This window comes from Pelomonas sp. Root1444 (assembly GCF_001426885.1).
Classification (GTDB): domain Bacteria; phylum Pseudomonadota; class Gammaproteobacteria; order Burkholderiales; family Burkholderiaceae_C; genus Pelomonas.
The window spans coordinates 991,216-1,003,101 of sequence record NZ_LMFP01000028.1 but is presented as its reverse complement, the minus strand read 5'-3'; the positions used below and the strand labels follow the sequence as shown (position 1 = coordinate 1,003,101).

Below are 11,886 nucleotides of genomic sequence, written 5' to 3'. Positions count from 1 at the left end.
AATGCCCCAATACCTGAAGGGGTGGCATTCGTTAGCGTTATCAGAAAGGTTGCGGCGCCAAGCCCGCGGCCACCGAACGAGGCCTGAAAGGGCCCGTGATTCCCACCGAAGAGGAGCAACGAGGATGAGACATTTCAAAAGGACAACGTTGTCCCTGGCAGCGCTGCAGGCCGTGATGGTCTGGTCGGCGCCCGCCATGGCACAGACGGCAGCGCCCCCGGCGGCGGCCGCCTCGGGAGCCGCTGGCGGCGCCCAACAGTTGGAGACTGTCATCGTCTCGGGGCAGCGCGCTGCCCTGCAGTCGGCGCAGAAGATCAAACAGAACGCCGATGAGATCGTCGACTCCATCGTCGCCGACGACATCGGCAAACTGCCGGACCGCTCCGTCAGCGAGGTGCTGCAGCGCATCGTCGGCGTGACGATGGACCGCGTGATGGCGCGTGGTGACCCGGGCCGGTACTCGGTCGAAGGTTCCGGCGTGCTCATCCGCGGCCTGACCTACGTGTCGTCGCAGCTCAACGGGCGTGAGAGCTTCTCGGCCAACGGCGGGCGCGGCCTGAGCTTCGAGGACGTGCCGCCCGAGCTGATGGCCGGCGTCGACGTCTACAAGAACCCCTCGGCCGAGCAGATCGAAGGCGCCATCGGCGGCCTGGTGAACCTGCGCACGGCGCTGCCGTTCGACTACAACGGCTTCAAGAGCGCGCTGGGCGTTTCGATGACGAAGAACCAGCTGGCGGACAGCAGCAAGCCGACGGTGTCGGGCTTGCTGTCCAACACCTGGAATACCGACATCGGCAAGGTCGGCCTGCTCTTGCACGTGGCGAACTCCAAGAGCAACACGCGCACCGACGGCATGTTCGTCGACCCGTACTTCCTCGCCGTCGAACGCTGGCCGGGCAAGACCGACGGCGACAACAACAACTACTACCGTGCGTTGCCGGGCAACCACTGGTTCCCGAAGGCGCTGGGCTGGCGCACGCTGGCTTACGACCGCAAGCGCCAGGGCACCTACCTCGCCGGCCAGTGGAAGAAGGACAACCTGGAGGCGTCGCTGACGCACTTCCGGTCCAAGTACAACTTCTACTGGGATGAAAGCTCCATCGACAGCCAGGCCGATCCGTACACGTCCCTCGTGTCGGCCGACGCCACGTGGGGCAGCAACGGCGCGCTGCTGACCGGCACGATCACCGATCCGGGCCACAACGGCATCCCGTTCAATGCCAACACGCGCTTCTCCAAGCGCAATTCGCAGACCAAGGAAACCGCGTTCAACCTGGTCTGGACGCCGACGCCCGCGCTGCGCATTGCCAACGACTTCCAGTTCATCGAGTCGACCACCAACGCCATCGACTCCACGGTCGCCACCGGCATCAACATGCCCAAGGAAACCGTGGACTTCTCGGGCGGCATGCCGCGGCTGATCCTGGACGACACGGACCGGGCCTACCTGGCCGACCCGTCCAAGTACTACTGGGGCTTCACGATGGAGCACCTGGACAAGAGCCGGGCGACCCAGAAGGCCTGGAAGGGCGACGTGAAGTACTCGTTCGACCATCCGGTGCTGCACGACATCCGCGTGGGCCTGCGGCTGACGGACCGGGACACCAACAACCAGGTGAGCAACCCCAGCTACAACTGGAAGGCCGTGACCCAGAGCTGGCAGTCCGCGGAGTTCGATCCGGGCGCGCGCGACCAGAGCTGGGACTGGCACCCGATCCGGTCGCTGGCCTACCTGTCCCGCTTCGGTGGTGAGACGCAGGTCAAGCAGTTCAACAACTTCATGAACGGCAAGAACCAGGTCGCTTCGCTGGTGCTGCCGAAGATGGCCGTGGCGGCGAACTACCCGGATTCCTACGCCACGCTGCACAGCTACTACAACACGCTGTGCACGGAGTACGCGCTGCAGAAGAACCCGGCGGCCACGCCCAACTGCCCAGCCTCATGGACGCCGATTCCGTTCGACGAGAGCTCGCCCAACAGCAACAAGCAGCACGAGAAGACCAAGACGATCTACACGCAGTTGCGCTTCGGCTTCGACGAGTGGAACGTGCCGGTCGATGGCAACGTGGGCTTGCGCGTGGTGGAGACGGACTACGTCACGACGGGCTACAAGTCGCTGACCTACACCGCCACCAACGTGCCGTCCGGCGCGCTGCAGGGCACCATCCCCGCGTTCACGAGCTTCCTGGAGCCCATTGCGCTGGAGAACAAGTACACCAATGTGCTGCCGAGCCTGAACCTGCGCTGGAAGCTCAACGACAAGATGCAGCTCCGCTTCGCGTTCGCCAAGGCGGTCGCCCGGCCGGACTTCAGCGACCTGCAGCCCAACCTGCAGCTGCTGGCCGGTTCGGCCAACCTGCGCACGGTGGTCACCCCGGCCACGGGCACCACGCCAGAGACGCGCACGGTGTTCATCGACGACCTGCGCAACCGAGGTTCGGCGCTGGGCAACCCGATGCTCAAGCCGGTCAAGTCGGACCAGTTCGACCTGTCGGCCGAGTGGTACCTGGACAAGGCCAGCTCGGTCACGGTGGCGGCCTTCAACAAGCGGCTCAAGGACGTGATCGTCAACCAGACGGACATCGTCCAGGCCGCCGACACGACGGGCAAGTCCTATGACTTCGCCTACTCGACGAAGGTCAACGGCGCCAAGGGCTGGGCGCGTGGCGTGGAACTGGCCGTGCAGCACTACTTCAACGGGCTGCCGGGCTTGCTGGCCGGCCTGGGAGTGCAGGCCAACTTCACCTACGTGGACAGCCGGCAAACGCGCTACAACTCCGTGGCTTCGGAATGGTGCAGCAGCACGGCGGATGGGACCAACCTGAACCTGTTCGTCAACGGCTGTGACACGAACGCCCAGTCCTACGGCGCGCTGCCGCTGCCCAACCTGTCGCGCAAGGCCTACAACCTGGCGCTGCTGTACGACCACGGCCCGATCTCGGCGCGCGTGGCCTACGCATGGCGCGGCAAGTACCTCAATGGCGTGGCCTTCCCGGACAACACCGGCCCGAACCAGACCAACGGCCTGAATGCCAACCCGGACAGCCCGCAGTTCGGACGCAACAACATGCCGCTGGGCCTGCCCATCTGGACGGCTGATTTCGGCCAGCTCGACCTGGGCGTGCAGTACCGGTTCACGGACAAGCTGACGTTTGCGTTCGAAGGGCAGAACCTGACCGACTCGGTCTACAAGCAGCTCATGCAGCAGCACATCGGCATGATGGGCCGCAGCTGGTTCGCCTCGGGCCCGCGCTACACCGTGTCGGCACGTCTGACGTACTGATGGACAGCCGGGTTTATCCCGGCCGCACACGGGCCTGGCGCTGCGGCGCCGGGCCTTTTTTTTGGGTTAGTGTGCACAGACAGAAATCAGCGCCCGGCACAGGGCGCCACCCGGAGAGACAGCGCATGAGTGACGACCAAGCCATCCGCCGCGTCGTGATTGTGGGCGGCGGCACGGCGGGTTGGATGACGGCGGCACCGCTGGGCCAGCTGATGGGCCGCGGCGAGCATGCGGCCCGCTGCGAGATCGTGCTGGTCGAGTCGCCCGAGATCGGCACCGTGGGCGTCGGCGAGGCCACGCTGCCCACCATCCGCTACTACAACCGCACGCTGGAACTCGACAACGCCGAGTTCATCCGCAAGACCCAGGCGACGTTCAAGCTGGGCATCGAGTTCAAGGACTGGGGCCACCTCGGCAACCACTTCTTCCACGGCTTCGGCGAGTTCGGCCCGGCCATCCTGAACCGCTCGTCGGTCATGCACTGGCTGCGCCTGCACCATCTCGGCGGCATGGACAGCCACGAGGAATGGTCCACCGCCACCGTGATGGCGCGGCGCAACCGCTTCGTGCCTCCCGAGGGCGACCTGCCTTCGGCCGCCAACGCCTATTCCTACGCCTTCCATTTCGACGCGGGCCTGTATGCGGCCTTCCTGCGCGAGTACGCGATGGCGCGCGGCGTCAAGCGCGAGGAGGGCACCATCGTCGACGTGTCCGTGCGGCCCGGCGACGGCTTCGTGACGGCGGTGACGCTGGCCGACGGCCGGCGCATCGAGGGCGACCTGTTCATCGACTGCTCGGGCTTTCGCGCGCTGCTGATCGAGGGCGTTTGCAAGGCCGGCTATCACGACTGGACGCACTGGCTGCCCTGCGACAGCGCCCAGGCCGTGCCCTGCGACAAGGTGGCACCGCTGACGCCGTACACCACGTCCACGGCGCGCAGCGCGGGCTGGCAATGGCGCATCCCGCTGCAGCACCGCACCGGCAACGGCCACGTGTACTGCAGCGCCTACACCAGCGACCAGGAGGCCGGTCAGGTGCTGATGCGCAACCTGGATGGCGCCGCACAAGCGGACCCGCGGCAGCTGCGCTTCAAGACAGGCATGCGCAAGAAGGCCTGGGACAGGAACGTCGTCGCCATCGGCCTGTCGTCGGGTTTCCTGGAGCCGCTGGAGTCCACCAGCATCCAGCTCATCATGGACGGCGTCGGTCGCCTGATCGAACTATTCCCCGACCGCCGCTGCGATGTCCATCTCGCGGCCGAGTACAACCGCCGCATGGCGCGGCAGTACGAGTCCATCCGCGACTTCATCGTGCTGCACTACAAGCTGACGAAGCGCGACGACAGCGAGTTCTGGCGCTACTGCGCCGCCATGTCCATTCCGGACGACCTGAAGCACCAGATCGAGATCTTCCGGCGCAGCGGGCGGGTGGCCATCCTGGACCCCGACAGCTTCGCCGAACCCTCCTGGGTGTCGCTGTTCCTGGGCCTGGGCTGCTGGCCGCAGCGCCACGACCCGCTGCTCGCTCAGGTCGACGAGCAGGCGCTGCGCACGCACTTCGAGCGCCTGCGCGCGGCCATCTCCGGGACCGTGGACGACATGCCCGACCATGGTGCCTTCATCGAAAAACACCTTCGCGCTGCGCCCATGGAGATGGTCAAGTGATGAACAACGATCAAGCCATCCGCCGCATCGTCATCGTCGGTGGCGGCAGCGCCGGCTGGATGACCGCCGCGCCGCTCAGCCAGGTGTTCGGCACACAGCCGGGCGGGAGCGCCAACCCGGTGGGCTGCGAGATCGTGCTGGTCGAGTCGGCCGACATCGGCACCGTGGGTGTCGGCGAGGCCACGTTGCCCAGCATTCGCCACTACAACGACGCGCTCGAGTTGGATAACGCCGAGTTCATGCGCAAGACCCAGGCGAGCTTCAAGCTGGGCATCGAGTTCAAGGACTGGGGCCATGTCGGCAACCGCTTCTTCCACGGCTTCGGCGGCTTCGGGCCACCCATCCTCAACCGCTCGTCGGTGGCGCACTGGATGCGGTTGAACCGCGCGGGCGGCATGCCCAGCTACGAGGAATGGTCGACCGCGACCGTGATGGCGCAGCGCGACCGCTTCGTGCCGCCCGAGGGCGGTCCGCCGTCGGCCGCCAACGCGTATTCCTATGCCTTCCACTTCGACGCCGGCCTGTACGCGAACTTCCTGCGCGACTACGCGCTGGCACGTGGCGTGAAGCGCGAGGAGGGCACCATCGTCGACGTGTCGCTGCGACCCGGCGACGGTTTCGTGACGGCGGTGACGCTGGCTGACGGCCGGCGCATCGAGGGCGATTTGTTCATCGACTGCTCGGGCTTTCGCGCGCTGCTGATCGAAGGTGTCATGAAGGCCGGGTATCACGACTGGACGCACTGGCTACCCTGCGACAGCGCCCAGGCCGTGCCCTGCGACAAGGTGCTGCCGCTGACACCGTACACGACGTCCACGGCGCGCAGCGCGGGCTGGCAGTGGCGCATCCCGCTGCAGCACCGCACCGGCAACGGCCATGTCTACTGCAGCAGCTACATCAGCGACGAGGAAGCCGGCCGGGTGCTGATGCAGAACCTGGACGGGGCACCGCAGGGCGACCCGCGCCAGCTGCGCTTCAAGACCGGCATGCGCAAGCGCATCTGGGAGAAGAACGTCGTGTCCGTCGGCCTGTCGTCGGGCTTCCTGGAGCCGCTGGAATCGACCAGCCTGTCGCTCGTCATCCACGGGGTCAGTGCCCTGGTTGAACTGTTCCCGGACCGCCAGTGCGAGCCGCATCTGGTGGACGAATACAACCGCCGCATGACGCGGCAGTACGAGTCCATCCGCGACTTCATCATCCTGCACTACAAGCAGACCGAGCGCGACGACAGCGAGCTCTGGCGCTACTGCGCGGCCATGCCCATCCCGGACACGCTGGCCCACCAGATCGACAATTTCCGCCGCAACGGCCGCGTCGTCATCCTGGACCGGGACAGCTTCGGCGAGGACTCCTGGTACTCGCTCTACCTGGGTCTGGGCATGAAGCCCGAAGCGCTGGACCCGCTGCTGGCGCAGGTGGACGAGCAGCCACTGCGCGAGCACTTCAAGCGCCTGCACATGGCCATCTCGAAGACGGTGGAAGGCATGCCCGACCACGCGGCCTATCTGAGCCGCCTGGTGGGCACACGCTGAAGCTCAGCGCCCCGCGCGTTCCCGCAGGAAATCCGCATACGCCAGCGCACTGCGCTTGAGCGTGCGCTGCTGCGTCTGGAAGTCCACATGCACGAGGCCGAAGCGGCGCTCGTAGCCGAAGGCCCATTCGAAGTTGTCCATGAGCGACCAGATGAAGTAGCCCCGCACATCCACGCCGTTGGCCATCGCGCGCGAGCAGGCCGCGAAATGGCGCTTGATGTAGGACTGGCGCTGCACGTCGTCCACCACGCCAACGTTGACGCTGTCGTCGCTGGACATGCCGTTCTCGGTGACGTAGAGCGGTGGCAGGTTGGGGTAGTCGCGCTTGAAGGCTTCGAACAGGTCCTGCAGGCCTTGCGGGTAGACCTCCCAGTCCATCGTCGTGCGCTCGACATCGGGGTGGCGCACCCAGTCGATGGTGTCCGGCCCCTTGGAGCGCAGCACGGCGCGGCTGTAGAAGTTGATGCCGAGGTAGTCGATGGGGCGCTGGATGACGGCCATGTCGCCGTCCAGCACCAGCGGCTCGCAGCCTTTCCACAGCCGCCACAGGTCGGCCGGGTATTCGCCCTTGAGCAGCGGGTCCAGCACCCAGCGGTTCTGGAAGGTCTCGAAGAGGGACGCCGCATCGCGGTCCGCTGCCGAATCGGTGTCGGCATAGCCCGGTGCGCAGTTGGCGACGATGCCGTGCAGCGCGTTCGGGTCGTTGGCGCGCAGCGCCGGCAGCGCCAGGCCGTGGCCCAGCAGCAGGTGGTGCATGGCTTGCGCGGCCCAGCGGTGGCTCTTGAGGCCGGGCGCATGGTGGCCGTCGCCGTAGCCCAGGTAGGCGGAGCACCATGGCTCGTTGTGCGTCGTCCAGGCGGCCACGCGGCCGCCGCCCAGCTCGCGGCTCATCAGGTCGGCGTAGTCGGCGAAGCGGTAGGCCGTGTCGCGGTTCAGCCAGCCGCCGCGGTCTTCCAGGTGCTGGGGCAGGTCCCAGTGGTACAGCGTGACGAAGGCCTTGATGCCGCGCTGCCCCAGCCCGTCGAGCAGGCGCTTGTAGAAGTCGATGCCCTTCGCGTTGGGCTGGCCGGCCTGGCCCATCACGCGCGGCCAGGCGATGGAGAAGCGGTAGGCGTCCACGCCCAGGCGCTGGAGGATGTCGAGGTCTTCCTCGAAGCGGTGGTAGTGGTCGCAGGCCACGTCGCCGTTCTCGCCGCGCAGCACCTTGCCGGGCGTGGCGCAGAAGCGGTCCCAGATCGATTCGAGCCGGCCGTCTTCATGCGCGGCGCCCTCGATCTGGTAGGACGAGGTGCCGGCGCCGAAGAGGAAGTCGCGCCGGTGCATGGGCGAGCCCGCGGGCGGGGCGACGAGGTCGGCGAGCGAGGCGGCGGTGGAGGTGGTCAAGGCCATGTCGTGAGGTTGGAGAGTCAAGGGGAGGGCGGCAGCGCCTGCAGTGCGTCGCGCCAGGGGGCCAGCGCTTGCGGGCTGGCGGGCAAGGGGCCGCGCAGGCCGCAGATGAAGGAGGCGTAGCGGTTCGCCAGCGCCAGCGTGGCGGGCAGGTCGCGCTGCCGGGCCAGGCCGGCGAGCAGCATCGCGGTGAAGGCGTCGCCCGCGCCGACGGTGTCGACGAGTTGCGGCTGCGGTTCGCCCGGCCCGTGGGCCAGCCGCTCGCCGCCCGGGCCGTACAGGCGCCAGCCCGCGGCGCCGCAGGTCAGCACCAGCCGCTGCAGTGCGAAGCGACCCATCAGCGCGGCCACCTGGGCGGCCTCGTCCTCGCCGGCGTCGAACCACCCGGCCAGCCGGGCCAGTTCCTCGTCGTTGACCTTGACCCAGTCGGCCAGCATCAGCGACTCGCCGGCGAGCTGCGGCGTGTCGGTGCCCGGGCGCAGGTTCAGGTCCAGCAGGCGCAGCCCGCCAAAGGGCTTGGCCAGGGCGCGCAGCGCGGCGCGCGAGACGGCGTGGCGCTGGGCCAGGCTGCCGAAGTAGAGGAACGAAGCGCCGGCGGCCGCAAGCGCGGCGTGGGCGGGGCGAACGTCGAGGTGGTCCCATGCCGCATCGGCGTGGATCTCGAAACTGTGCCCGCCACCGGCCCGCTCATGGACGCTGACGCGGCCGGTCGCGTGGCCGGTGTCGCGCTGCAGGCCTTGCTCGGCCAAGCCGTAGCGGCGCGCGCTTTCCAGCACGAAGCGGCCGGCGGCGTCGTCGGCGCCGATGCGGCTGACAAACAGCGGCGGCACGCCGAGCGCCGACAGCGAGCGCGCGACATTGAAGGGCGCGCCGCCGGCCACCGGGCCGTCATGGAACTCGTCCACCAGGGCTTCGCCCAGGACGGCGATGGAACAGGGAGGCATCGGAACTGGGAGTGCAAAAAGTCGTGGCAACAATAAATGTTTAGTGAACAATCGGCAAGCAGGACGATCCCGCATGCAGGTGGGCGGTGGCGGCCGAGGCCGCTGCAACGGGGTGCTGCGCGGGTGGCCCATGGCGGCGAGGCACAATCGCGCCGGTTTTTTGAAGCTAAACAACAGCGGAGTGCGGGCAGATGGCCGACAAGCGTGGCGTGACGATTCGTGAGCTGGCCCAGGCGGCCGGCGTGTCCATCGGCACCGTCTCGCGCGCGCTGAAAGGCCAGCCGGGCTTGTCGGAACAGACGCGCGGCCAGGTGCTCGAGATTGCCCAGCAGCTGGGCTACGACGTCGGCAAGCTGCGCACCGGGAAGCCGCGCCGCATGCTGTTCCTCTACAGCCGGCATGTCGGCTCGCTGGCCAGCAACCCGTTCTATTCCTACGTGCTGCACGGTGCCGAGACCGCCTGCCGCGAGGCCGGCGTGCCACTCAGCTTGATGTCTGTGCAGGCCGGCGAGGACATCGCCGGGCTGGTGCGCCGCCACGAGGTCGATGCCTTGCTCGGCGTGGGCTACTTCGCTGCCGAGGCGATGGAGGCCATCCGCCGCTGCGAGCTGCCGCTTGTGCTGGTGGACCACTTCTATCCCGGCGTGCGCTGCGTCAACGACGACAACCAGCTGGGTGCCTGGCTGGCCACCAAGCACCTGCTCGACGGTGGTGCCCAGCGCGTGGCAGCCATCTTCGGCCCGATGACCCACTATTCGGTGTCGCTGCGGGCCAAGGGCTTCAGGCGGGCGCTTTTCGAGGCCGGCCGCCTTTTCGACCCCGACTACGAGGTCACGCTGGACCCGGCGCTGGAGTACCGCGATGCCGGCCGCGACGCGATGCAGCGGCTGCTCGCGCTGCCCGAGCGGCCCGACGCCGTGTTCGCCTACAACGACTCGACGGCGATCTTCGGCATCGAGGTCTGCCGCGAGCACGGCCTGCGCGTGCCGGAGGACATCCGCTTCATCGGCTATGACGACATCGAGGAGGCGGTGCACAGCAAGCCGCCGCTGTCCACCGTCAAGATGGACAAGGAGGCCCTCGGCCTGGTGGCCGCCCGGGCGTTGATCGAGGGCGACATCGAGCCGAGCGAAGCCTCGCTGCCGGTGGAGCTCGTCATCCGGGAGAGCTCGCGCGCTGCCACGTCCGCGCCCACCGCACCGGCGCGTAAAGCCAGGCGCTGAACCGGCCGGGGTGGCCGCATAGGTGTTTGCACCGCCTGCGGGTCGGGCGTGTGTCGAACAAAATCTCTCTGTTTACTAAAACATCGCATTCAGCGATCGAGGAGACAGAGTGATTGCCGATCCCGATGGGGCCGCCCCGCCTTTGATGCCTCGTCCGGGGGCCGCCGCTGCGGCGCCCACGCCAGCCGGCACTGCCGCGGCCGACCGCGTGCCTATGTCGCAGAAGGTCGGCTTCGGCCTTGGCTCCTTCCACGACATGTGGGGCCACTGGCTCTACCAGTCCCTGGTCTTCCACGTCTTCAACATCGGCCTGGGCGTGGCGCCGCAGCTGATCTCGATGGCCATGGGCATCAAGATCTTTGCGGACGCGGTGTCCGACGCAATGTTCGGCTGGATCTCCGACAACACCCGCAGCCGCTGGGGGCGCCGGCGCCCCTTCATCCTCGTCGGCGGCATCCTGACCGGCATCGGCCTGCCGCTGCTGTTCGCCGTCGGGCGGGGCTGGAGCGATACCGAGTACTTCATCTTCCTGCTCGTCTCGACCTGCCTCTACGCGCCGGTCATGAGCTGCTTCGCGATGCCCTGGAACAGCCTGGGTGCCGAACTCACGCCGGGCTACCACGAGCGCACGCGCGTGATGTCCATCAAGAACGCGATCCAGAAGATTCCCGAGCTGGGCATGTTCGTCGCCGCGCAGTTCACGACGCTCTACTTCTTCCACGACGCCAGCGGCAAGCCCGACATCCTGCTGGGTGCCCAGGTCTACACCGCCATCCTGGGCGGCATCCTGGTGGTGCTGGCCATCGTCATCTTCTCGCTGACGCGCGAGCGCTACTACGAGAGCTTCGTCGCCCAAAGCCGCCAGCGCGTGCCGTTCAAGGACACGCTGTACCGCACGCTGAAGAACAAGCCCTTCCGGCTGATGCTGGGCACTATGCTGACCTACAACATGGCCACGGCCATGGTGGGCCTGTTGGGCTACTACGCGACCGTCTACTACGTCTGCGGCGGCGACGTCGTGGCGGCCACGAAATGGAACTCGCTGATGGGCGTGGCCGGCCTCGTAAGCGGCCTCGTCGGCATCGCCTTCGCGGGCTGGGTGGCCAAGGCTTACGGCAAGCGCAATGCGCTGATGACCGTGCTGTGGCTGGGCATCGTTGCCTTCATCGGCGACTGGTTCTTCTACAACCCACAGCTGCCCTGGCTGCAGCTGTTCGCCAGCGGCGGCGTGGCCTTCATCGGCGCCGGTTTCTGGACCATCTACGGCTCGGCCATGGCTGATGTCATCGACCACGACGAACTCGCCACCGGTCAGCGCCGCGAGGGCTCGTTCGCGGCCTGCGGTTCGTGGATCAGCAAGGTCGGCCTGGCCATGGGCAACAGCGCCTCGGGCTGGGTGCTGGCTTTCACGGGCTTCAACGCCAAGCTGCCCGTGCAGGGCGAAGACGCCATCTTCCTGATCCGTCTCTGCCTCTCGGGCATCCCCATCGTGGGGCTGCTGATCGCGCTGGTCGTCGTGTCGCGCTACTTCCTGACCGAGAAGCGCATGCATGAAATCCGCGCTGAGCTTGAAGCCCGGCGCGGCGCCGTCTGACCCGTTACCAGGAGATCCCCATGACCTCGATCTGGTTGCGCCGCGCATTGCTGGCGCTGTCCACCTGCCTGTTCGCCGCCGGGGCCTCGGCCGCCGGCCACGAGACCCTCAAGCTCGACGCCCCCAAGCCCAACCTCGCGCCCACGCCGCCGATGGGCTGGAACTCGTGGAACAAGTTCGCCTGCAACGTCAGCGAGCAGCTGATCCGCCAGCAGGCGGACGCGATGGTGGCCTCCGGCATGAAGGCCGCCGGCTACACC

At 67.4% G+C, this 11,886-nt stretch carries 7 protein-coding genes and 1 pseudogene; 6 read left to right on the top strand and 2 right to left on the bottom strand.

Translation table 11 applies throughout. From position 1 onward, the window contains the following. Nucleotides 1-124: 124 nt before the first annotated feature. The 3 genes from ASD35_RS22260 to ASD35_RS22250 all read left to right on the top strand — a co-directional run bounded on the left by ASD35_RS22260 (nt 125) and on the right by ASD35_RS22250 (nt 6,479). A complete protein-coding gene (locus ASD35_RS22260; RefSeq protein ID WP_056877102.1) occupies nt 125-3,283 on the top strand; it encodes a TonB-dependent receptor in 3,159 nt (1,052 codons plus the stop codon). Nucleotides 3,284-3,408: 125 nt separating this feature from the next. Then, the gene (locus tag ASD35_RS22255; protein ID WP_056877101.1) at nt 3,409-4,947 is read left to right on the top strand and encodes a tryptophan halogenase family protein; all 1,539 of its coding nucleotides are present in this window, start codon (nt 3,409-3,411) and stop codon (nt 4,945-4,947) included. Next, nucleotides 4,947-6,479: a tryptophan halogenase family protein gene (locus ASD35_RS22250; protein WP_056877100.1), complete on the top strand. Its 1,533-nt coding sequence runs from the start codon at nt 4,947-4,949 to the stop codon at nt 6,477-6,479. The genes ASD35_RS22255 and ASD35_RS22250 overlap by 1 nt, the downstream gene beginning before the upstream one ends. Nucleotides 6,480-6,482: 3 nt before the next feature. Here ASD35_RS22250 and ASD35_RS22245 read toward each other — a convergent pair whose 3' ends face one another. Together ASD35_RS22245 and ASD35_RS22240 are read right to left on the bottom strand one after the other, a co-directional pair. Next, on the bottom strand, nt 6,483-7,868 hold the full coding sequence (locus ASD35_RS22245) for a GH1 family beta-glucosidase (RefSeq protein WP_056877099.1): 1,386 nt from the start codon (nt 7,866-7,868) through the stop codon (nt 6,483-6,485). A 17-nt stretch (nt 7,869-7,885) separates the two neighbouring features. Further along, nucleotides 7,886-8,809 carry a PfkB family carbohydrate kinase gene (locus ASD35_RS22240; RefSeq protein WP_056877098.1) on the bottom strand — a complete coding sequence of 308 codons (924 nt, stop codon included), beginning with the start codon at nt 8,807-8,809 and terminating at the stop codon, nt 7,886-7,888. Between the two features lie 191 nt (nt 8,810-9,000). Here ASD35_RS22240 and ASD35_RS22235 point away from each other — a divergent pair, with 191 nt between their 5' ends. The 3 genes and pseudogenes from ASD35_RS22235 to ASD35_RS27855 form a co-directional block, all read left to right on the top strand. Beyond that, nucleotides 9,001-10,032, top strand: coding sequence for a LacI family DNA-binding transcriptional regulator (locus ASD35_RS22235; RefSeq protein WP_056877097.1), 1,032 nt, complete (start codon nt 9,001-9,003; stop codon nt 10,030-10,032). 214 nt (nt 10,033-10,246) lie between these two features. Further along, nucleotides 10,247-11,626, top strand: a complete 1,380-nt coding sequence (locus ASD35_RS22230; protein WP_056877096.1) for an MFS transporter — start codon at nt 10,247-10,249, stop codon at nt 11,624-11,626. Nucleotides 11,627-11,646: 20 nt separating this feature from the next. Next, nucleotides 11,647-11,886: pseudogene (locus tag ASD35_RS27855) on the top strand (hypothetical protein); the annotation flags it as partial.